The sequence below is a fragment of the Curtobacterium uvaldense genome (genome assembly GCF_028307415.1).
In the GTDB taxonomy this organism is placed as follows: Bacteria; Actinomycetota; Actinomycetes; order Actinomycetales; family Microbacteriaceae; genus Curtobacterium.
Genome location: NZ_JAQMHU010000010.1, coordinates 13201 through 35236, shown reverse-complemented (window position 1 = coordinate 35236; position 22036 = coordinate 13201). Strand labels below are relative to the sequence as shown.

General features: G+C 72.3%; 20 protein-coding genes. 12 read left to right on the top strand and 8 right to left on the bottom strand.

The window, feature by feature from the left end; all coding sequences use genetic code 11:
* Window positions 1-28 precede the first annotated feature (28 nt).
* Window positions 29-2620 carry a helix-turn-helix transcriptional regulator gene (locus tag PIJ49_RS07765; protein WP_066652152.1) on the top strand — a complete coding sequence of 864 codons (2592 nt, stop codon included), beginning with the start codon at window positions 29-31 and terminating at the stop codon, window positions 2618-2620.
* A gap of 346 nt (window positions 2621-2966) precedes the next feature.
* Here PIJ49_RS07765 and PIJ49_RS07760 read toward each other — a convergent pair whose 3' ends face one another.
* Complete coding sequence (locus PIJ49_RS07760) at window positions 2967-3329, bottom strand: sterol carrier family protein (protein WP_066657743.1); 363 nt, start codon at window positions 3327-3329, stop codon at window positions 2967-2969.
* A 57-nt stretch (window positions 3330-3386) separates the two neighbouring features.
* Between PIJ49_RS07760 and purD the strand changes: the two genes are divergently transcribed.
* A complete protein-coding gene (purD, locus tag PIJ49_RS07755; protein WP_271826251.1) occupies window positions 3387-4655 on the top strand; it encodes a phosphoribosylamine--glycine ligase in 1269 nt (422 codons plus the stop codon).
* A 5-nt stretch (window positions 4656-4660) separates the two neighbouring features.
* A complete protein-coding gene (locus tag PIJ49_RS07750; RefSeq protein WP_271826250.1) occupies window positions 4661-5521 on the top strand; it encodes a phosphoribosylaminoimidazolesuccinocarboxamide synthase in 861 nt (286 codons plus the stop codon).
* Window positions 5522-5784: 263 nt separating this feature from the next.
* Here PIJ49_RS07750 and PIJ49_RS07745 read toward each other — a convergent pair whose 3' ends face one another.
* On the bottom strand, window positions 5785-6981 hold the full coding sequence (locus PIJ49_RS07745; protein ID WP_271826249.1) for a PP2C family protein-serine/threonine phosphatase: 1197 nt from the start codon (window positions 6979-6981) through the stop codon (window positions 5785-5787).
* Window positions 6982-7098: 117 nt separating this feature from the next.
* Between PIJ49_RS07745 and PIJ49_RS07740 the strand changes: the two genes are divergently transcribed.
* Entirely contained in the window at window positions 7099-7419 is a 321-nt protein-coding gene (locus PIJ49_RS07740) for a hypothetical protein (RefSeq protein ID WP_144411227.1), read from the top strand.
* A 126-nt stretch (window positions 7420-7545) separates the two neighbouring features.
* Here the strand turns inward: PIJ49_RS07740 and lepB are convergent, their stop codons facing one another.
* The gene (gene lepB, locus PIJ49_RS07735; protein ID WP_245171601.1) at window positions 7546-8175 is read right to left on the bottom strand and encodes a signal peptidase I; all 630 of its coding nucleotides are present in this window, start codon (window positions 8173-8175) and stop codon (window positions 7546-7548) included.
* Window positions 8172-8696: a hypothetical protein gene (locus tag PIJ49_RS07730; RefSeq protein WP_209684029.1), complete on the bottom strand. Its 525-nt coding sequence runs from the start codon at window positions 8694-8696 to the stop codon at window positions 8172-8174. Before PIJ49_RS07730 ends, lepB begins: the two co-directional genes overlap by 4 nt.
* A gap of 109 nt (window positions 8697-8805) precedes the next feature.
* Here PIJ49_RS07730 and PIJ49_RS07725 point away from each other — a divergent pair, with 109 nt between their 5' ends.
* From PIJ49_RS07725 to PIJ49_RS07715, 3 genes are all read left to right on the top strand, one after another.
* Window positions 8806-9597, top strand: coding sequence for an SDR family oxidoreductase (locus PIJ49_RS07725; protein ID WP_271826248.1), 792 nt, complete (start codon window positions 8806-8808; stop codon window positions 9595-9597).
* A gap of 53 nt (window positions 9598-9650) precedes the next feature.
* On the top strand, window positions 9651-10523 hold the full coding sequence (locus PIJ49_RS07720; RefSeq protein ID WP_271826247.1) for a VOC family protein: 873 nt from the start codon (window positions 9651-9653) through the stop codon (window positions 10521-10523).
* Between the two features lie 134 nt (window positions 10524-10657).
* Window positions 10658-11224, top strand: a complete 567-nt coding sequence (locus PIJ49_RS07715) for a GNAT family N-acetyltransferase (RefSeq protein WP_209684035.1) — start codon at window positions 10658-10660, stop codon at window positions 11222-11224.
* A gap of 196 nt (window positions 11225-11420) precedes the next feature.
* On the opposite strand, the gene PIJ49_RS07710 is transcribed toward PIJ49_RS07715, so the two are convergent.
* Both PIJ49_RS07710 and PIJ49_RS07705 read right to left on the bottom strand, forming a co-directional pair.
* Window positions 11421-12944: a catalase gene (locus PIJ49_RS07710; protein ID WP_271826246.1), complete on the bottom strand. Its 1524-nt coding sequence runs from the start codon at window positions 12942-12944 to the stop codon at window positions 11421-11423.
* A 116-nt stretch (window positions 12945-13060) separates the two neighbouring features.
* On the bottom strand, window positions 13061-13504 hold the full coding sequence (locus PIJ49_RS07705) for a Fur family transcriptional regulator (protein ID WP_271826245.1): 444 nt from the start codon (window positions 13502-13504) through the stop codon (window positions 13061-13063).
* Window positions 13505-13760: 256 nt separating this feature from the next.
* Here PIJ49_RS07705 and PIJ49_RS07700 point away from each other — a divergent pair, with 256 nt between their 5' ends.
* Complete coding sequence (locus tag PIJ49_RS07700; RefSeq protein WP_271826244.1) at window positions 13761-15101, top strand: acyltransferase family protein; 1341 nt, start codon at window positions 13761-13763, stop codon at window positions 15099-15101.
* Between the two features lie 156 nt (window positions 15102-15257).
* Window positions 15258-16079: a cytochrome c oxidase assembly protein gene (locus tag PIJ49_RS07695; protein WP_271826243.1), complete on the top strand. Its 822-nt coding sequence runs from the start codon at window positions 15258-15260 to the stop codon at window positions 16077-16079.
* A 258-nt stretch (window positions 16080-16337) separates the two neighbouring features.
* Here the strand turns inward: PIJ49_RS07695 and PIJ49_RS07690 are convergent, their stop codons facing one another.
* Both PIJ49_RS07690 and PIJ49_RS07685 read right to left on the bottom strand, forming a co-directional pair.
* Complete coding sequence (locus PIJ49_RS07690) at window positions 16338-17882, bottom strand: DHA2 family efflux MFS transporter permease subunit (RefSeq protein WP_144411226.1); 1545 nt, start codon at window positions 17880-17882, stop codon at window positions 16338-16340.
* Entirely contained in the window at window positions 17879-18487 is a 609-nt protein-coding gene (locus PIJ49_RS07685) for a PadR family transcriptional regulator (protein ID WP_271826242.1), read from the bottom strand. The genes PIJ49_RS07690 and PIJ49_RS07685 overlap by 4 nt, the downstream gene beginning before the upstream one ends.
* A 146-nt stretch (window positions 18488-18633) precedes the next feature.
* Here PIJ49_RS07685 and purS point away from each other — a divergent pair, with 146 nt between their 5' ends.
* Genes purS through purL form a run of 3 tightly spaced genes read left to right on the top strand, consistent with a single transcriptional unit; the run spans window position 18634 to window position 22015 of the window.
* Entirely contained in the window at window positions 18634-18885 is a 252-nt protein-coding gene (purS, locus tag PIJ49_RS07680; protein WP_066652126.1) for a phosphoribosylformylglycinamidine synthase subunit PurS, read from the top strand.
* A 5-nt stretch (window positions 18886-18890) separates the two neighbouring features.
* Window positions 18891-19586 carry a phosphoribosylformylglycinamidine synthase subunit PurQ gene (gene purQ / locus PIJ49_RS07675; protein ID WP_271826291.1) on the top strand — a complete coding sequence of 232 codons (696 nt, stop codon included), beginning with the start codon at window positions 18891-18893 and terminating at the stop codon, window positions 19584-19586.
* 47 nt (window positions 19587-19633) lie between these two features.
* Window positions 19634-22015, top strand: coding sequence for a phosphoribosylformylglycinamidine synthase subunit PurL (gene purL, locus PIJ49_RS07670; protein ID WP_271826241.1), 2382 nt, complete (start codon window positions 19634-19636; stop codon window positions 22013-22015).
* The last annotated feature ends 21 nt before the right edge of the window (window positions 22016-22036 follow it).

The following is a 22036-nucleotide window of genomic DNA, read 5'->3' as shown; positions in this document are numbered from 1 at the left end:
CGGAAGACCAGGAACGGGAGGTGACGGGGTGCACGAACAGTCCGTCCGTGGGCGTCGCCGCCCCCGCACGCCCGGACGCATCCCGTGGCCGATCGTGCAGCGTCGCGAGGAGGACCGCGCGGTCTCCGTCGTCGCCGAGCACCGCTGGAGCGTCGCGATCGTCGGCGCACCGGGGCTCGGCAAGACCTCCACCGCCGCCCGCGTGACCGACCGAGTCGCTCGCCGTGACCCCACCGGTCGCACGGTCGTCGTGCCGATCACCGCGGTCGAAGCCGGTCGCTCGATGCCGTTCGGTGCCGTGGCGGACCGCTTCGGTGAGCTGCCGGCGGCCCTGGCGGACCTGGTCGACGACGCCTCGGCCGCACGCCGACTGCGCGAGACCGACGACCTGGCCGACCGCGACGTCGTGCTGCGCGTCGACGACGCCGACCACCTCGACGCCATCTCGGCTCGGTACGTCGCCTGGCTCGTCCGCGACCAGGGTGCGCGGCTCGTGCTGACGTGCCGCGACTTCACCGCACTGTCGGAGCCGCTCCGCGCACTGTGGCAGGACGACCTGCTCGAGCGCATCGACCTCGCCCCGCTCGACCTGCACGAGACCGGCGAGGTCGTCGCGCAGGCACTCGGCGCGCAGCTCGAGACCGCCTCGACCGAGCGCGTGCACCGGGCGACCGCCGGCAACCCGCTGTACCTGCGTGAGGTCGTCCGCGCGGCACTGACGTCCGGGGCACTCGACCAGACCGCGACGGGCTGGTACTGGCGCGGCCGGGTCACCGCGTCGAACAGCCTGGCGGACATGTACCGCACCGAGCTCGGCGCGCTGCCCGAGGACCTCCGTGACGTCGTCGACATCGTCGCGCTGGCCGATCCGATCCCGCTCGTCCGACTGCTCGGCATGGTGTCCGGCGGCGACGTCGACCGGGTCGTCGCGCTGGGCCTGGTCGCGGTCGACTCCGCCGAGGACGGCACGAGCATCGTCCGGTCGTCCCACCCGCTCGTGGGCGAGGTCGTCCGTGGCCTCGTGCCGGTCGCGCGGCGCACTGCACTGTTCGCGCGCGCCAACGCCTTCCGGACCGCCCGGCCGGAGGGTGCGCCGCCGGCCGCCCGGCTCCGCGCTGCGCTCTGGTCGCTCGAGTGCGGTGTGCTGCCGTCGGTCGGCCAGCTCATCGACGCCACCCAGGTCGCCGTCCGGCTGCAGGAGCACGAGAGCGCCGTCGCCCTGGCCTCGGCCGCGCTGCGCACCGCGCTCACGGCCACCGAGCGGGTCACCGCCCTCTGCCTGCGGTCCATCGCGCACTCGTACAGCACGGGTCGTGAGGCCGGTCGCGCCGACGCGGAGGCCGCGTGGGACCTCGCCCGGAAGCGCGCCGGCGAGATCGACGACGCCGTCGTGGTCGAGGCGTGCGAGACCCTGGCGAACATCCGGCAGTTCCACGACGACGACGTCGACGCCGCCGTGGCGCTCTCCGAGGCCCTCGCACCCCTCGTCGGTCCGGAGACGGCCGAGCACGTCCGGCTGCTCCGACTGGCCCACCTGGGTTGGGGCGGTCGGTTCGCCGAGGTCCGGGCGGAGATCGAGCGGTCGCGCATCCTCCAGCAGCCGACCGTGCCCGTGTCGCTCCTGTGCCTCGCGCCGTGCGTCACCATGGCACTCGCGACCGAGGGCCGGCTCGAGGAGGCCGCCGCGTTCGCGCGTCGGGCGATCGCCACCGCCGTCGAGCACGTCGAGGCTGCCCCGTGGGGCGTCGGCGAGAACGTCTCGGTGCTGCACCAGGTGCAGGTCTGGCGCGGGGACATGGCCGACCTGGTCACCGAGATCCCGGTCCGACGCGGGAGCCCGTTCCTGAAGTACGACTTCACGCTCGAGCTCATCGGCCTGGGCAACCACGCGATCGGCCAGCGACGGTGGGACGACGCGATCGCCGCGTTCTCGGCGGCGTGCGAGCGCTACGACGTGGCCGACCACGGCGGGTTCGCTGCCTACCCCTGGGCACGACTGGCCATGGCGTACGCGTACGCCGGCGACACCGAGCGCGCGGCCGCGGCACTCGAGCGCGCCCGCACCACACCGGGCCGCGCGATGCGGATCACCGGCGAGCAGGTGGCGGTGTCGATCGCCTGGACCGAGACGGTGCTCGGCAACCCGGCCGGACTCCGACACGCGGACGAGATCATCGAGCGCAGCACCCGTGACGGGTCGTGGCTGCACGTGATGTACGCGGTGACGCAGCACTACACGCACGACATGACGTCCGGGCGGGACACCACCGCGTCGCTCGCCCGCATGCGCGAAGCCGCAGCGCGCGTCGACGGTCCCCTCGCCCGCGCGGTCGTCGAGTACGCGGACGCCGAGCTCGCCGGCGACCGGACGCGGGTCGTGGCGGCGCAGGGGGTCCTCGCCGCGCACGGGATGGCCGTGTCGGCCGGTCGGGTCCGCCCACCGCTGACGAACCGGGAGTACGAGGTCGCGGAACTCGCGGCGCAGGGCCTGAGCAACCGGCGGATCGCGGAGACGCTGAGCCTGAGCGTGCGGACGATCGACGCGCACATGTCGCGGATCTTCGCGAAGTGGGACGTGCACGCGCGGTCGGAGCTGGTGGAGATGCTCGGCGCCCGCTGACCACGCGTCTGCGTCCTGATGGTCGTCCTGCGGCGTCCTGAACCGCCTCGGAAGCTGACGCAGGGTCAGGAAAGGTCCCCGATGGGACCGCGATCGTTGCGGTTTGCAGCACGACTCGCCGTACCGGTTGACAACGAAGGCAGCATGTCGCGTACCTTGAACCCTGTCGCCGGGTTCGGACCCGTTCGGGTCGGGTCCGAATCCCGGCGACTTCGACGTTACGCGGGTGGTCCTGTCGGTCACATCGGTAGGACCTACCTAAGTCGGTGAGCCAGGCTGTACGACCCGGCCGAGCGCCCCGGCTGCCGGGTCACCCGGCCGCGCGACCGCAGCGGCGCGACCGGCGTCAGACCGCGGTACGGACCGGCAGGAACGCCGTCAGGTCGGCCCGGGAGCCGGACGCGCTGACCCGCGACGCCGCCAGGGCCTCGTCCCACCGCAGCTCGCCCAGCGCCAGGGCCAGCCAGGTCGTGGCGTCGGTCTCCACCACGTTCGGCGGGGTCCCCCGCGTGTGCCGTGGACCGGGGACCGCCTGCACCGCGGCGAAGGGCGGGACGCGGACCTCGACGCTGTTGCCGGGGACGTCGTCGGCCAGGCGCTGCAGGGTCCACCGGACCGCGGTCGCGACGTCCGACCGGACGGTCGAACCCGCGCGCACGGCGGCGAGCGCGGAGCGTCCCGCGGCGTCCTCGATCCTCTTCGGCGGCATGTCCACAGGCTAGCCGTCGCATCGCGGACGGCGTGTCGCGCTCGGTAGGCTTGCCGCGTGCGAATCCTCGTCCTCGGTTCCGGTGCCCGCGAGCACGCGATCATCACGGCCCTCCTCGCAGAGCGGGCCGGACACGTCATCACGGTGGCCCCCGGCAACGCCGGCATCGCCGCCGACGTCGAGACCGTGTCGCTCGACCCCACGAACGGCGAGCTGATCGCCGAGTACGCGATCGAGAACGGTGTGGAGCTCGTGGTCGTCGGGCCCGAGGCGCCGTTGATCGCCGGGGTCGCCGACCCGCTCCGGACCCGGGGCATCCCGGTGTTCGGCCCGAGCCGTGCGGCCGCCCAGCTCGAGGGCTCGAAGGCCTTCGCGAAGCGCATCATGGCCGAGGCCGGGGTCCCGACCGGACGCCCCGTGTACGCCGGCACGGTGGACGAGGCAGTGGCCGCGATCGACGAGCTCGGGGCACCGTACGTGGTCAAGGCCGACGGGCTCGCCGCGGGCAAGGGCGTCCTGGTGACCGAGGACCGGCAGGCGGCCGTCGACCACGCCACGTACTGGCTGCAGCACGGCCGCGTGGTGGTCGAGGAGTTCCTCGACGGCGAAGAGGTCTCGCTGTTCTTCCTGAGCGACGGGCACGACGTCCGGGCGCTCAGCCCCGCACAGGACCACAAGCGCCTGGGCGACGGGGACACCGGTCCGAACACCGGCGGCATGGGCGCCTACTCCCCGCTCCCGTGGCTCGCCGAGCGGTGGGAGTCCGAGCAGGCGTTCGTCGCCGAGGTCACCGAGCTCGTGGCGCTCCCCACCGTCCGTCGACTCGAGCACGAGGGGACGCCGTTCATCGGCCTGCTCTACTGCGGGCTCATCGTGACCGAACAGGGCGTCCGCGTCATCGAGTTCAACGCCCGCTTCGGCGACCCGGAGACCCAGGTCGTGCTCCCCCGCCTGACCACGCCGCTCAGCGCCCTGCTGACGGCGGCCGCGACCGGACAGCTCGCGTCGGCTCCGCAAGCGGCGTTCAGCACCGACGTCGCGGTCACGGTGGTGCTCGCGAGCGAGGGCTACCCGGAGAACCCGCACACCGGTCGGGTCATCACCGGCATCGACGCTGCCGAGGCGCGCGAGGGCGTGTCCGTGGCGCACGCCGCGACCGCCGTGCTCGACGACGACCTCGTCGCCACCGGCGGCCGGGTGCTGAGCGTCGTCGCGACGGGCACCGACTTCGCACAGGCCCGGGAGCGCGCCTACGCCGGACTCGGCGACATCGCGCTCCAGGGGGCGCAGTACCGCACCGACATCGCCGCGAAGGTCGCACGGTGACGGCCGTGTCCGAGCTGCCCGGCTGGCGGCACGTCTCGTCGGGCAAGGTCCGCGAGCTCTACGTGCCCGCGGGCGTCGACGACGTCGCGAGCGCGTCGGAGCTGCTGCTCGTCGCCTCGGACCGGGTCAGCGCCTACGACTTCGCACTCGAACCCCCGATCCCCGGCAAGGGCGAGCTCCTGACACGGCTGTCGCGCTTCTGGTTCGACCGCATCGCGGACGTCCCGAACCACCTGGTCGACCCCGGTGCCGGCGGGACCCCGGTGCCGGAGTCCGTGGCCGCCAGGTCCATGCACGTGCTGCCGCTCGCCATGTTCCCGGTCGAGTGCGTCGTCCGGGGGTACCTGGTCGGCAGCGGTTGGGCGGAGTACCGCGAGACGCAGAGCGTGTGCGGTGTCCCCCTGCCCGCGGGGCTGTCCGAGGGCGACCGCCTGCCCGAGCCGATCTACACCCCGGCCTACAAGGCGCCGCAGGGCGAGCACGACGAGAACATCTCCTTCGAGCAGACCGTCGAGCTCGTCGGGCGCGAGGACGCCGAGGCCCTCCGCGACCTGTCGCTGCGCGTCTACGGCGAGGCGGCGGCGATCGCCCTCGAGCACGACGTCGTGATCGCCGACACGAAGTTCGAGTTCGGCCGCGACACCGACGGCACGATCCGGATCGCGGACGAGGTCCTGACCAGCGACTCCAGCCGCTACTGGGACGCCCGCTCCGGCAGCCGCACGGACTCGTTCGACAAGCAGATCGTGCGCGACTGGCTCAGCGCGAACTGGGACCGCCAGGGCACCCCGCCGGTGCTGCCGCCGGAGATCGTGGACCGCACGGCTGCCCGTTACGCGGAGCTCATCGAGCGCCTCGGCGCCTGACCGCCGGGCCGGCGTCGCGGCCCGGCCGGGTGCGTCCCGCCACGCGTCCGCCGATCACGGATCGCGCCCCGGCACGGACGTCGCGCCCTCGCACGGACGTCGCACCCCGCACAGCAGGGTGCGTCGTCCGCAGCGGAGCGCGACGTGACCGGGTGACGGCCGGGAGGCGCGTGGCGGGGCCGCCGCGTGCATCCCGTCCGACCACCCGACGACCGACGACCGACGACCACGACCGCCGGTCGCCGGTCGCCGGTCGCCGTGGCTCAGTCGCGGACGAGCACGACGACCGTCAGGTCGTCACCGGGGTCGTGCTCGAGCGCACGCGCGCGGACCCGGCCCAGGAACGCGTCGATCTCGGGTTCCTCGCGCCACAGGGCCCCGAGCCGGGACAGCGACTGCAGCGTCGAGTCCCAGAGCTCGAGCGCACCGTCGCTGACGAGCACGAGGACGTCGCCCTGCTCGAGCACGAGCGACCCCGACGACCGGGTGATCCCGGCCGGGTGCAGGCCGATCGGCAGGTCGTTCGACAGGAGCGTCCGTTCACGGCCGTCCGCACGCATCTGCAGGACGAGGCCGTGCCCGGCGTCGACGAAGTCCATCCGCCCGCTGGTCGGATCGAGCCGGCCGTGGAACATGGTGGCGAACGACTCGGCACGGCCGAGGTCCGGCGCAACCTGCTCGTCCAGGGCGGCGATCGCCCGCCCGGGCTCCTCGTCCGGCCGCGCGAGGAGCGCTCCGCGGATCGTCGCCGCCAGCAGCCCGGCGGACATGCCCTTGCCCATCACGTCCGCGACCGTCAGGTGCAGGGCGTCACCGGCGAGGTGCCACTCGTGCAGGTCGCCGGAGACCACCCCGTGCGGGACCGACATGCCGCCGATGCGGTACCCCGGCACCGTGACCGGCGTGGGCTGCAGCCCGGCGAGGACGTTCCGGAGGCGGTCCTCGTCCGCGCCGGCCGCGAGCTCGCGCTCCGCCCACACGCCGAGCTCCTCGAGCAGCGCCAGGTCGTCGGGCTCCAGCGTCCGGGGCTGCGGGTCGACCAGGCAGAGCGTGCCGACCTTGACGTGGTCGTCGCCGACGCGGAGCGGCACACCGGCGTAGAAGCGCACGTTGGGGTCCTCGACGACCATCGGCATGTCGGCGTACCGGTCGTCGGCGCTGGCATCCGGTACGACGATCGGACCGGCCTGGTCGAGCGTGCGGCCGCAGAACGTGTCCCGGAGCGGGATGGTCGGGCCGAACACGGCGTCGCTCTGCTGCGACTTGATGGTGAGGACCTCGGTGCCGGCGAGGTTGAGGAAGGAGCCCGAGACACCGAACGCCTCGCGGGCGATCCGCGTGATGCGCTCGAAGCGTTCCTCGGGCCCGCCGTCGACGACGTCGAGCGCGGCGACGAGGGCCGCGCGGCGGACGGCGTCGGGCGATGATCCGGCGGAGGTCGGTGAGGTCCCCTGGTGCATGCCCTCCACGCTACTGGTCCGCCGTGGGAGCGCCCCTCCCCAGAACGGTGGACCCGGGAGCGCGCGACCGGATCCGCCGGACACGCGCCTCCGTCGGACGCGCGTACCCTCGGCACGGTGATCCGTCGTGCTCCGCTCGTGCTCGCCCTCGGCGCTGCCGCCGCGCTCTCACTGACGGGGTGCGGCGCCCACGACTCGACCGGGCAGATCTCGGTGACCGTGTCGTCGAACGCTGCGGATCGCCCCTACGAGGTGAAGGTCTTCGCCGCGACCGGCAAGCTGTCCGAGCACCAGCGGGTGTTCCCCGGAGGCACCGCGGACTTCGCCGGGGTCCCGCTCGGCGACGTCACGGTGCGGGCCGGCGACCTGTGCTCCGTCCGGACGACGGTGTCGGGCGACGACGTCACGCGGGTCACGCTCAGCACGACCGGCTGCTGACCGACCACCGCGACCGGACGACCCGGCTGCTGACCGGCCACCGCGACCGGACGGCCCGGCTGCTGACCGACCACCGCGTCCGGACGACCCGGCTGCAGGCCCGTCCACCGCGCTGCGCGGGGTCCCTCACCGCGGGTCGGGCACCGCGTCCCACTCCTCGCCGTACCGGCCGAGCACGCTCCACCGCGTGACCGGCCAGGTCACGACGAACGCCCGTCCCACGACGTCCGCCGTCGGCACCGTCCCGTGGATGCGCGAGTCGGCCGACTCGTACCGGTTGTCGCCCATCACCCAGATCCGCCCCGCGGGCACGGTGACGTCGAAGTCCTCCGCCGAGACACGGTCCACGTCGGATGGCCGGACCACGTACGGCTCGTCGACCGCGTGCCCGTTCACGGACAGCCGTCCCTCGGCGTCGCAGCACGACACCCGGTCGCCCGGCAGCCCGATCACCCGCTTGATGAGGTCGTCGCCCTGCTCGCTGGTCAGCCAGTCGCCCGGGTCGCGGAAGACCACGACGTCGCCCCGGCGGAGCGGGGCGACGCCCGGCACGAGCTCGTTCACCAGCACGTTGTCGCCGATCAGCAGCGTGCGCTCCATCGAGCCGGACGGGATCGAGAACGCCCGCACCAGGTAGGCCTTCACCAGGAAGGACGCCAGCAGCGCGACGACCACGATGACCGCCAGGTCGCGGACGAAGCGCCACCCGGACCGTACCGGTCGTCCGGCACGGGACTCGTCGGTCTGCTCGCTCAATGCGTCACCACCACCTTCACCAGGCCGATCACGAAGGCCACCGCGGCGAGCACGATGCCACCCCAGAGCCCGAGGAACGTCGGACGCCGTCCGCTGAACCGCTGCAGGAACACCCCGACCATCCCGATGCGGACGACGAGGATGACGATCGCCGCGGTCTGCGCCCACTGCGCCGGCAGCCAGTCCGCCCACGCGACGGCGTAGAGCACCGCGGGGATGAGGCCGGAGGTCGCGATCGGGTTCGCGTCGCGCAGGATCGCCCCGATCGTCTCCCGGTGCTCGGCGTCGTCACCGGTGTCGCCGATGGTGTGCGCCACGAGGTGGGACAGCACGTGCGCCAGGTACGTCAGCACCGCCGTCGCGAGCACCGTGAGCACCGCTGCCCCGTGCTCGATCTGCTCCGGCCCCACCGCGATCGCGACCGCGAGCACGGTGATGTTGCCGTAGATGTACGACGACATGCGGTCGCGCAGACGGTCGACCGGGAAGGTCGCCAGGTCGGGTCGGCGGGAGGGCGGCATGCTCCCATCCTGGCCCTGCCGCGCCGCGCCGCGCCGACGGGATCCCGTGTGCGATGCCATCCTGGTCGGGCGACGCACCGACGCGTCGCCCGGACGGGAGGCACGACCCATGACCCACGGACCGCTCACCAGCAGACCGCTCGCCCTGGTGACGGGCGTCGGCCGCCGCGCCGGGATCGGTGCCGCGATCGCGACGCGGCTCGCCGCCGACGGTTGGGACCTCGCCCTCTCGTGGTGGGGGCCGTACGACGCGCGCGTGCACGGCGCGGCCGACCCCGACGGGGTGGACGCGGTGGTCGCGGAGGCCGAGCGTGCGGGGGCACGGGTGACGCGCCTCCCGGTCGACCTGGCCGACCCCGAGCAGGCGGCCGCGCTCGTCGGCCGCGCCGAGGCAGAGGCCGGCGTGCCGGTGACCGCCGTGGTGATGTCGCACTGCGAGTCGGTCGACTCGGACTTCGCGACCACGACGGTGGAGTCGTTCGACCGGCACCTGGCGGTGAACGTGCGCGCGCCGTTCCTCGTCGTGCAGGCGTACGCGCGGCGGCTCCGCGAGGGTGCAGCCGTACCGGAGGACCGCCGTCGCATCGTCGCGCTGACGAGCGACCACGTCGGGTTCAACCTGGCGTACGGCACGAGCAAGGGCGCACTCGACCGGTTGATCGTCGGGGCTGCCCTCGAGCTCGGCGACGTCCGGGTCAGTGCGAACCTGGTCAACCCGGGCCCGAACGACACCGGGTGGATGACCGACGAGATCCGCCGGGCCGCCGTCGCGCAGACGCCGCTCGGGCGCCCGTCGATGCCGACCGACACCGCGGCGCTCGTCGGCTTCCTGCTCGGGCCGGACGGCGGGTGGGTGAACGGCCAGCTGCTGAAGACCGACGGCGGGTTCAGCGCGAAGTAGCCCGTGGTCGCGGTTTGGTTGACGCGTCAACCATTCCGGCGCACACTGGGGGCATGCACACGCAGGACCTGCTCGCAGCCGACATCGGGATGGGCGCCGTCACGCTCCGCGTTGCCGACCTCGACACGATGGTCGCCTACTACCGCGACGGCGTCGGCCTGACGGTGCTGACGAACGCGGGCGGGACCGCCGTGCTCGGTCGTGGGTCGACGCCGATCGTCGTCCTCGAGCACGCCCCCGCGATGCGGCACGCCGCCCCGCACGAGGCCGGGCTCTTCCACACCGCGATCCTGTTCGACACGCAGGCCGACCTGGCGGCAGCGCTGTACTCCGTCGCGACGAAGTACCCGCAGACCTTCACGGGCAGCGCCGACCACCTGGTCAGCAACGCGTTCTACTTCCAGGATCCCGAGGGCAACGGCGTCGAGCTGTACTGGGACCGCGACCGCACCGAGTGGTCGTGGACGCACGGGATGGTCGACATGGCGACCATCTACGTCGACCCGAACGCCTTCGTGCAGGAACACCTGACCTCCTCGGCGCTCGAAGCGGCCAGCACGCGCCCCGGCCGGGTCGGCCACGTGCACCTGTCCGTGGGCGACGTCGCCACCGCGAAGGCGTTCTACGTCGACCGGCTCGGCTTCGCGACGACCGCGGCGATGGGCGACCAGGCGCTGTTCGTCAGCGCGGGCGGGTACCACCACCACATGGCGATGAACACGTGGAACTCCCGCGGGGCCGGGCGCCGGCAGCAGGCACTCGGGCTCGGGCTCGTGCGGATCGAGGTGCCGGGTGCGGACGACCTCGGCGCACTCGTGTCCCGCATGCACGACACCGGGGTGCAGACCGCGGACGACGGTCGGACCGTGGCGTTCGAGGACCCGTGGGCGAACCGCATCGAGGTGACCGCGCCCGGTCGCGGCTGAGCGGCTCGCGCGAGGGAGGTCTGCGCCGAGCCTCGGCTCCGCGGACACGTTCGTGGTCGAGCACACGCGAACATGTCCGCCTGGCCGAGCCTCGGGCCGCACCGACGCGCAGGCGGACCCGGCAGGATGGACCCGTGAGCGAAGACATCCGGTGGGAGGTGGTCGAGGAGAGCGCACTGTCGCTCCCCGACCACGAGGCGATCGCAGCGATGCTCGGGCAGGCGTTCCCGAGCTGGTCGCACTGGTACGTGGGCGGCCGCGACTACGCCGGCATGCAGCCCGAGCGCCGCGTGGTCGGCTGGGGCGAGGACGGCACGGTGCTCGCGCACGTCGGGATCCGTCGGATGTTCGTCACGGTCGGCGGGCAGGACGTCCTGGTCGGCGACACCGGCATCGTCGCCGTCTCGCCGAGGCTGCAGGGCAGCGGGGTCGGCCGCGAGCTCCTCGTCCGCACCCGCGCCGTCCTCGAGGGACTCCGCGTGCCCTACGGCTTCCTCGGCGCCGGCGAGGACCGCATCCCCTTCTACGCGCACATGGGCTGGCACGAGGTCGACGGCGCCGTCGGCACGTTCTCGGCCTTCACGGCCGACGGGGTCGGCGTGAACGAGACCGAGCAGGGCGGCTGGATGGTCCTGCCGGTCGAGGCGCAGCTGGAGGACTGGCCGACGGGCGAGATCATGCTCAACGGACAGCAGGTCTAGGAACGAGGACCGGGCCCCGCCACCAGCCGGGCGAGATCATGCTCAACGGACAGCAGGTCCAGGAACGAGGACCGGGCCCCGCCACCAGCCGGGCGAGGTCATGCGCAACGGACAGCAGGTCCAGGAGCGACAACACGACGGACGGGAGGCCCGGTACCAGCTGGTACCGGGCCTCCCGTCCGTCAGGTGGTGGCGACTACGCCTCGACCGCGACCTTCTCCGGGTCCTCGTTCGAACCGGGCGCGCTCGGCGCGACCGCGGCGCGCACGCGCGCCCCCAGGTCGGCGTCGACGCTGGTCCAGTAGGCGAACACGCGCTCGCGCAGGTCGTCGCGCGTCACCTTCGAGACGTGGCCGGCGATGTTGCCGACCAGGCGCTCACGCGCGGCGTCGTCGAGGACCTCACGGTAGAGCGTGCCGGCCTGGCCGAAGTCGTCGTCCTCCGCGTGCAGGGTCGCCGCGGAGCGCTGCAGCGCGCCGTCGGACTCCCAGCCCGGGACGTCGTCCGTCGCGGTCGGGTCGGCGTGCGCTCCACCCTGGGTGTTCGGCGCGTACACCGGCACCTCCGCCTTCTGGAAGTCGAAGCGCATGGCGCCGTCCTTCGAGTACGAGTGGACCTCGTTCTTCGGGGCGTTCACCGGCAGCTGCGCGTGGTTCGTGCCGACGCGGTAGCGCTGGGCGTCCGCGTAGCTGAAGATGCGCGCGAGGAGCATCTTGTCGGGGCTCGCCGCGATGCCGGGGACGAAGTTCGACGGCGCAAACGCGGCCTGCTCGATCTGCGCGAAGTAGTTCTCCGGGTTGCGGTTCAGCTCCATCGTGCCGACCTCGATGAGCGGGTAGTCCGCGTGCGGCCACACCTTCGTCAGGTCGAACGGGTTGAAGCGGTAGCCCTCGGCGTCCGCGTACGGCATGACCTGCACCTTGAGGACCCACTTCGGGAAGTCCTGGCGCTCGATCGCCTCGTACAGGTCGCGGATGTGGAAGTCGGCGTCCTCACCGGCGATGCGGTCGGCGTCCTCCTGCGTCAGGGTCTTGTGGCCCTGCTGCGTCTCGAAGTGGTACTTCACCCAGAAGCGCTCGCCCTCGGCGTTGATCCACTGGTAGGTGTGCGAGCTGAAGCCGTCCATGTGGCGCCACGACGACGGCAGGCCGCGGTCACCCATGAGCCACGTGACCTGGTGGGCCGACTCCGGGGAGAGGGTCCAGAAGTCCCACTGCATGTCGTGGTTGCGGAGGTGGCTGCCCGGCAGGCGCTTCTGCGAGCGGATGAAGTCGGGGAACTTGATGCCGTCGCGGATGAAGAACACCGGGGTGTTGTTGCCGACGAGGTCGTAGTTGCCCTCTTCGGTGTAGAACTTCAGCGCGAAGCCGCGGGGGTCGCGCCAGGTGTCCGGGGAGCCCTGCTCACCGGCGACGCTCGAGAAGCGGGCGAGCATCTCGGTCTGCTTGCCCGGCTGCAGGAACGCGGCACGGGTGTACTGCGACACGTCGTGCGTGACGGTGAAGGTACCGAACGCACCGCCGCCCTTCGCGTGGACGACGCGCTCCGGGACGCGCTCGCGGTTGAACTGGGCGAGCTTCTCGACCAGGTAGTGGTCGTGCAGGGCGAGGGGGCCGTCGGCGCCGACCCCCATGGAGTGCTGGTCGCTCGAGACGGGGGCGCCGGAGTTGGTCGTCGTGGTGGGGGTGCCGGCGGGGCCGGTCGTGTTCTGGTCGGACACGGTTCCTCCTCAGGTGGAACGGTTGGTTCGGTCAGGATGGTTCGGGTTGCTCGTGAGGCGCGTCACGTCGGTGTCGCGCCGGGCGGTCTCGTCCGACTCCGGACGTCCCGCCGGCGTCAGGCCGTGACGACCTGAGCGTCGTCGCGTTCCGCCGCTGCGCAGCGTTCGCAGATGCCCCAGTACGTGACCTCGGCCGTCGTGACGGCGAAGCCGTGCGTCTCCGACGGCGTGAGGCAGGGGGCGTGGCCGACCGCGCAGTCGACGTCCTCGACCGCGCCGCACATCGTGCAGACGATGTGGTGGTGGTTGTCCCCGGTGCGCCGCTCGTACCGCGCCGGACTGCCCGCGGGCTCGATGCGCCGGACGAGTCCTGCGCCGGTCAGGGCGCCCAGCACCCCGTAGACGGCCTGGTGGCTCGTCGTCGGCAGCTCGACCGAGACCGCGGTGAGGATGTCGTCCGCGGTCGCGTGCGGCATCGCTCCCGAGGCACGCAGGACGGCCAGCCGGGGCGTCGTCACCCGCAGGCCGGCGGCCCGGAGCAGGTCGGCGTCGGCGTCCATCAGCTTCTTTCTCTTGCATCGGTCAAGACAAGCTCCACCGTACACGGTCGTGGGCTCGGAGCCCAGGGGGCGGCGTGCTGCGCGTGTCGGCGCGCCATCCGGCCGTGCCCGTCCGCAGCGGCGGTGTGCCCCCCCGTCGACTCCGCGCGCGACTCTCAGGACGATGTATGCCGCTGCTGGCATGCGATGTGTCACGATCCGGTCGCGATCCGCTGGGACGATGCTGATCCAGCCGGTCGGGCGCTAGCGTCACGGCATGTCCACGAAGCAGGGGCCTTCGTCGCGGATCGACTCCGTGCCGGCCAGCAGCGCTCAGGACGTCCGGGGGATCATCGCGCAGCGGGACCTGGTCGTCGACCTCATCAGGACGGCGTGCGTCGTCCTCGTCGTCGTCGTGCACGTCACGATGGTCGGGGTGGCGGTGTCGGCCGACGGTATCGGTGTCACGAGCCCGCTGCAGGAGGCGGCCTGGTACGTCCCCGCGACGTGGGCGGGCCAGGTGATGCCGCTGTTCTTCGCGGTCGGCGGGTTCGCGAGCGCGGTCGGGTGGCGCAGCACGCTCGCTCGGGGCGGCGGCGCGCGGGACTTCGTGGCGACGCGACTCGTGCGGCTCTACCGCCCGGCGGTGCCGCTGTTCGTGGTGCTGGCACTCGGCCTGGGGATCGCGACGGCCCTCGGCACCCCCGCGGAGCTGCTCGCCGAGATCGCGTTCGGCATCGGCTCGCCGCTCTGGTTCCTCGCCGCGTACGGCATCACGCAGTGCTGCGTGCCGGTGATGGCACGCCTGCACGCGCGGGCGCCGTTCCGCACGCTCGGTGTCCTGCTGGTCCTCGCGACGGCCGTCGACACGCTCCGCTTCGCGACCGGCACCGCCGAGGTCGGACTCCTCAACCTCGGCCCGGTGTGGCTCTTCGCGCAGCAGCTCGGGTTCCTCTGGGCAGACGGCTGGTTCGCCCGCCGCTCGAGGCTGCTGCTCGCGGCCGTCGCGCTGGTCGGGTACGCCCTCCTCGTCCCGCTGACGAGCGTCGGACTCTGGGCGCCGGACATGCTGCAGGACCTCAACCCGCCGATGCTGCCGCTGGCGGTGCTCGCGGTGTCGCAGGTCTGCCTCGTGCAGCTCGTGCACCGACCGCTCACCCGACTGATGCAGACCCGGGCGGCGCAGGCGACCGTGTTCCTGCTCGGTCGTGACGGCATGGCGATCTACCTCTGGCACCTGCCGCTGTACATCGCCCTGAACGGCGTCGCGCTGCTGCTCGCCGTCCCGTTCCCCGACCCGGGCTCGGTGCCGTGGTGGGCGACGCGGCCGATCGCACTCGTCGTCGTGCTGGCCGCGGCGATCGGTGTGGCCAGGGCGCTGCGCCGGTGGGACCGCCCGCTCCCCCGACTGCAGCCGGGGACCGACCGGGCGGGGTGGCCCGTGGTGACCGTCGCAGCGCTGTGCACGATCGGTCCGGCGTTCGTCGTGATGCAGTGGCACCTGTCCTTCGGCGTCGCGGTCCTCGGCGCGGTCGCCGTGCCGGTCGGGGTGTGGTTGCTCGGCCGGACCCGGCCCGCCCGGACAGCCTCGACAGCCGTGGGACCAGTGGGCACCTGAGCCGATCCTCACCGCCGCTGCGCATCGGCCCGGCTGCGGCGGGGTCGGACGGGCGGAGGATGACGGAGCCGGCTCGTCCGGCCCGACACCAGGAGGCACCCCACGCCCGAACCCGCCGAGTTCTGGAGCACCTGGCACGTCGATCCCCTGGCTGCGGTGCTGCTGGCGGTCGCCGCGGTGACCTACGGCTGGTGGCTCGTCGGCGCTCGACGCCGTGGGGCCCGGTGGTCCGCCTGGCGCACCGCGTCGTTCCTGGTCGCACTGCTGCTCTTCGCCGTGCTGCAGTTCGGCATCGTCGGGCGGTACGACCAGGAGCTCCGGTGGGCGTTCACGCTCCGGCTCGCCCTGTTGTTCTTCGCGGTGCCGACCTTCGCCGCCCTGGCCGCTCCCGTGTCCCTGCTGCGCCTGGGCGGACCCGCGCACTGGTCCGCCGTCGCCGACCGCGTGGTGCACTCCCGGCCGATCCGGGTGCTCGGCAACGCGATCGTCGCCCCCGTGGTCGGGCTGGTGCTCTTCGCGGTGCTGCTCACCCCGCTGTCCGCGGTCGTGCGCGAGTCGAGCGTGTGGGCCGCGCTCATCACGGTGTCCGTGCCGGTGCTCGGCTTCACGGTGCTCGGGCCGCTGTCCGAGCCGGGGGTCCTCCGGAGTTCGACGTTCGTGACGGTCGAGTTCCTGCTCGCCTTCGTGGAGCTGCTGCTCGACGCGGTCCCCGGCATCGTGCTGCGGGTGTCGGACCACGTGCTCGACGGGTCGCTCGTGCACGCCGTGGGGCAGCCGTGGTTCCCGACCCCGCTGCGCGACCAGCACCTGGCGGGTGACCTGCTCTGGTTCATCGCCGAGGTCGCCGACGTCCCGGTGCTCGTGATGCTGTTCGTGCGGTGGCAGCGGACGGACCGCCGCGAGGCCCGCTCCGTGGACGCCCTGTCCGACGAGGAGATGGCCGAGCTGACCCGGGCGCACCTGCAGCGGCGGGGGTGAGCGGGGTCCGGGGGGTCGTGCGGCGCCGTCGTATGACAGATGCGCTGTCGTACGACGACGATCCTGTCGCACCAGTCCCCGCCAATCCACGCTCTTCCGCTCTGGACGGCAAGAACGACAAGACCGCTGTCGTACGACAGCGGTCTTGTCGTTCTACACCGGCACGACCCGGACGACTGCCCCGCACGACCGGCACCCCGGACGACTGCCCCGCACGAGCGGGACCGGGGTCCGTGTGACGACGACCGCGCCGCAGCGTCAGCGCGCCGCGGCCTCGGGCTCCGCCGCGCCGGGCTGCGTCTCGACCGCGCCGGTCTGCTTCCACGCCGTCGTCTGCTTCGGCTTCGCCAGGAACAGCGCCGCGACGATGGCCGCCACGAGCACCACGGCCGGCAGCACGAGCGACTGCCCCATCGCCGTGGCGAACGGCTGCTGCAGGAACTCCGGCAGCGCGCCGACCTGCTGCTCCGCACCGCCCGAGCCCGTGCCCGACCCGGACGGGAAGTTCGCCGTGATGCGCGCCTCGATCAGCGCCGCGATGCCGGCCGAACCGAGCACCGCACCGATCTGCCGCGTGGTGTTGTAGACGCCCGACCCCGCACCGGCGAGCGCCGGCGGCAGGTTGCGCGTCGCCGAGACCGAGAGCGGACCCCACATGCAGGCGTTCGCGAGCCCGAGGAGCGCGCTCGGCAGCAGCGTCCAGCCCCAGCCGGCACCCGACCACAGCAGGGCGCCGAACCAGAACAGCCCGCCGGAGAAGCACGCGAGGCCGAACGAGCCGACCCACCGCGGGTTCCACTTGTTGAGGTTCTTGCCGACGAGCGGTGCGAGCGCGGCGGACAGGACGGCCTGCGGCACGAGCAGCAGCGCGGCCTGGGTCGGCGAGAAGCGCAGGACGTCCTGCGCCCAGAGCATGATCGGCAGCGCGAACGACGAGATCGCGACGCCGACGGCCGTGATGGCGATGTTGGCGAGCGTGAAGTTGCGGTCCTTGAACAGGCCGAGCGGCAGCAGCGGCTCGCCCTTCTGCACGCCCTGCCACACCACGAAGGCGGCGAGCACGACGATGCCGGTGATGATCAGCGACCAGACCGAGATCGGGCCCGTGATGGTGCCCCAGTCGTAGGTCTCGCCCTCCTGGATGCCGAAGACGAGCAGGAACATGCCAGCGGCGCTGAGCACGATGCCCAGGTAGTCGAAGCGGTGTCCGTGCCGCTCGAAGCGGGGGACGAAGCGCTGCGCGAGCACGAACGCGACGACGCCGACGGGGACGTTCACGAAGAAGATCCACTCCCAGCCGAGGCCGTCGACGAGCAACCCACCGACGATCGGGCCGACGAGCGATGCGACGCCGGCGACGGCGCCCCACAGCCCCATGGCCGCACCGCGGTTCTGCGGCGGGAAGATGCGCGTGATGACCGCCATCGTCTGCGGGGTCATCATCGCGGCACCGAGGCCCTGCACGACGCGGGCGAGGATGAGCACCTCGATCGACCCGGCGAGGCCGCACCACAGGCTCGCGAGGGTGAACACCACGAGACCCGCCTGGTACAGCACCTTCGGGCCGAACCGGTCGCCGAGGCGCCCGGTGATGAGCAGCGGCACCGCGTACGCGAGCAGGTAGGCGCTCGTCACCCAGATGACCGCGTTGATGTCGGCGTCGAGCGCCTGCGCGATCGTGGGCGTCGCGACCGACACGATGGTCGAGTCGACGAGGATCATGAAGAAGCCGACGACGAGTGCCCAGAGCGCGGGCCACGGCTTCTTCCCGTGCTGCAGGTCGGCGGACGTGGTGGAGGTCATCGAGTGGTGTCCTGGTCCTTCTGTAGTGCTGGGTCGGGGACGGCGGGGCCGTCCCAGGGGATGTCGCCGCTCGCGATCCGGTCGGCGGTGGCGGTGAGCCACTCGATCTGCGCGGTGAGCATGCCACGCACGTACGACACGTCGAGCCAGTAGCGCTCGGCGAGCTGCTTGGCCTGGAGGCCCGTGGCGGCTTCGTCGTACCCGGCACGTTCCGCGCGGAGTGCGGCAGCGCGTGCGCGCATCGCGGTCACCGCGTCGGTGGCGGTCAGGTTGTCGACGTGGGACACCGCGAGCTGGAACTCGGGGTACTCGTCGGCGGGCTCCGCGATCATGCGCCGGAGTCCGGCGTCGAGCTCCGCGCGGCCGTGGTCGGTGATGGCGTAGGTGGTGCGCTCGGGCCGGTTGCCCTCGCGCGCGGTCCCGAGTGCCTCGGCGTACCCGAGGTCCACGAGGCGTCCGATCTGGTGGTACAGCGTGCTCGGCCGGACCTTGACGTTCTGGTCCTCGTGCCGGTGGAGCATCGTCTGGAACATCTCGTACGGGTGCATGGGCGCCTCGGCGAGCAGGCCGAGCGCGGCGAACGCGAGGGGCGTGAGCGACGCCATCCATGCCTCCAGACCATGTTCGCGAGCGATTATTCGACTTGGAACATACGCCTTGGACGACTTCTCCACAAGCGGCCCGGCGCGGCGCGCGCGGCCCGTAGACTGATGCCGTCCCACCCAACCCACCCAAGCGCTGGAGTGAACACGTGCCAACCATCGTCGTCGAGGTCATGCCCAAGGCAGAGATCCTCGACCCCCAGGGCAAGGCGGTGGGCAACGCCCTCGCCCGTCTCGGCAAGGCCGACCTGACCGACGTCCGCATCGGCAAGCGCTTCGAGATCGCCGTCGACGGCCCGGTCGACGACGCGAAGCTGGCCGAGGTCCGCGACATCGCGGCCGACGTCTTCTCGAACGCCGTGATCGAGGACGTCGTCTCCGTCACCGTGCAGGACGCGTGACGCGGATGCGCATCGGCGTCATCACGTTCCCGGGCTCGCTCGACGACCGCGACGCCCAGCGCGCGGTCCGCCTCGCAGGAGCCGACCCCGTCGCGCTCTGGCACGGCGACCACGACCTGCAGGGGGTCGACGCGATCGTGCTCCCCGGTGGGTTCTCGTACGGCGACTACCTGCGTGCCGGCGCCATCGCGGCGAAGGCCCCGATCATGGCCGAGGTCATCGGCGCCGCAGGCAAGGGCATGCCCGTGCTCGGCATCTGCAACGGGTTCCAGATGCTCGCCGAGGCCCGCCTCGTGCCCGGCGCCCACACCCGCAACGCGCACCAGCAGTTCATCCGCCGCGACCAGAAGCTCCGCGTCGAGACCGCCGGCACCGCCTGGACCTCCGGGTTCAGCGCCGGGCAGGAGATCACGATCCCGCTGAAGAACGCCGACGGCCGGTTCGTCGCCGACGCCGACGAGATCAAGCGCATCGAGGACAACGGCCAGGTCGTGTTCCGCTACGTCGGGGTGAACCCGAACGGGTCGATCGACGACATCGCGGGCGTCTCGAACGAGCGCGGCAACGTCGTCGGGCTCATGCCGCACCCCGAGCACGCGACGGAGCCCGGGTTCGGCCCGGACACCCCCGCGGCGATGGCCTCCGGCACGGACGGCCTCACCTTCTTCACCTCCGTGATCGAGTCGACGCTCGTCAAGTGACGACGACTCCGACGAACACGACTCCAGTGACAGGGAACGACAACACCGTGACGACCCACGTTCGCCCGAAGCCCGACACCGTCCAGGACGCCGCCGCCACCCCCGACAAGGAGCAGCCGTACGAGGCACTCGGGCTCAAGGCCGACGAGTACGCGAAGATCCGCGAGATCCTCGGCCGCCGCCCCACCTCGGGCGAGCTCGCCATGTACTCGGTGATGTGGTCCGAGCACTGCTCGTACAAGTCGTCGAAGAACTACCTCCGTCAGTTCGGCAAGAAGGTCACGCCGGAGATGACGAAGAACCTGATGGTCGGCATGGGCGAGAACGCCGGTGTCGTCGACGTGGGCAACGGTTGGGCGGTGACCTTCAAGGTCGAGTCGCACAACCACCCGTCGTACGTCGAGCCCTACCAGGGCGCCGCGACCGGCGTCGGCGGCATCGTCCGCGACATCATCTCGATGGGCGCACGCCCGGTCGCCGTGATGGACCAGCTGCGCTTCGGTGCGATCGACCACGAGGACACGGCGCGCGTCGTGCACGGCGTCGTCGGCGGCATCTCGTTCTACGGGAACTGCCTCGGCCTGCCGAACATCGGCGGCGAGACCTACTTCGACCCGGTGTACCAGGGCAATCCGCTCGTCAACGCGCTCGCGGTCGGTGTCCTGCGGCACGAGGACCTGCACCTGGCGAACGCCTCCGGTGCCGGCAACAAGGTCGTGCTCTTCGGTGCCCGCACGGGTGGCGACGGCATCGGCGGCGCGTCGATCCTGGCGTCCGACACCTTCACCGAGGGCGGCCCGACCAAGCGCCCGGCGGTGCAGGTCGGCGACCCCTTCGCCGAGAAGGTCCTCATCGAGTGCTGCCTCGAGCTGTTCCGCGAGGAACTGGTCGAGGGCATCCAGGACCTCGGTGCCGCTGGCATCTCCTGCGCGACGAGCGAGCTCGCCTCGAACGGCGACGGTGGCATGCACATCTCGCTCGACGACGTCCTGCTGCGCGACCCCACGCTCACGGCCGAGGAGATCCTCATGTCCGAGAGCCAGGAGCGCATGATGGCGGTCGTCCGCCCGGACAAGCTCGACGCGTTCCTCGCGGTCGTCGGCAAGTGGGAGGTCGAGACGAGCGTCCTGGGCGAGGTCACCGGCACCGGCCGTCTCGTCATCGACTGGCAGGGCCAGGAGATCGTGAACGTCGACCCGCGCACGGTCGCCGTCGACGGTCCGGTGTACGACCGCCCGGTCGCCTACCCGTCGTGGATCGATGCGCTGCAGGCCGACACCGCCGCCTCGCTCGAGCGTCCGACCGACGGTCCGGCCCTCAAGGCGCAGTTCCTGCAGCTGCTCGGCTCGCCGAACCTCGCGTCGAAGAACTGGGTGACGAACCAGTACGACACCTACGTGCTCGGCAACACCGCGCTGTCCTTCCCCGACGACGGCGGCATGATCCGCGTCGACGAGGAGACGGGGCTCGGCGTCACCGTCGCGACCGACGCCAACGGCCGCTACTGCCAGCTCGACCCGAAGCAGGGCGCGCGCCTGGCGCTGGCCGAGGCGTACCGGAACGTCGCCGTCACCGGCGCCGTCCCCGCCGCGGTCACCGACTGCCTGAACTTCGGCTCGCCGGAGAACCCCGAGGTGATGTGGCAGTTCTCCGAGGCCGTCGAGGGCCTGGCTGACGGCTGCATGGAGCTCGGCATCCCGGTCACCGGCGGCAACGTGTCGTTCTACAACCAGACCGGCACGACCCCGATCCACCCGACGCCCGTCGTCGGTGTGCTCGGCATCATCGACGACGTCGCCCTGCGTGTGCCCTCGGGCTGGCAGGACGACGGCCACAACGTGTACCTGCTCGGCACGACGAGCCTCGAGCTCGACGGCTCGGCGTGGGCCGGCACCGTCCACGGGCACCTCGGTGGTCGCCCGCCGGCGGTGGAACTCGACCGCGAGAAGGCCCTGGCGGAGCTGCTGCACGCGGCATCCGGCGAGCAGCTGCTCACGAGCGCCCACGACCTGGCGGACGGCGGCCTCGGCCAGTCCCTCGCCGAGTCGGTCCTGCGCTTCGGGATCGGCGCACGCGTGGTGCTCGACGAGCTCGAGGAGCGCGACGGCGTCGACACGGCGACCGCGCTGTTCTCGGAGTCGACGGGTCGCGTCATCGTGACCGTGCGCCGCGAGGACGACGTGCGGTTCCGCGGGCTGTGCGAGGGTCGCGGCTTCCCGGTGCTGCGCATCGGTGTGACGGACGCCTCGTCCGGCACGCTCGAGGTGCAGGGCGCGTTCGAGGCGTCGATCGACGAGCTGCGGGGCACGCACGGCGCGACGCTGCCGGCGCGCTTCGGCGACGTGATCGTCGAGGACGTCACCGAGGGCTACGTCGGGCGCGGGCCGCTCGACGACCACGGTTCGTTCTCGCCGCGCACCGACAGCTGACGGCGACCAGGAGCACCGCGA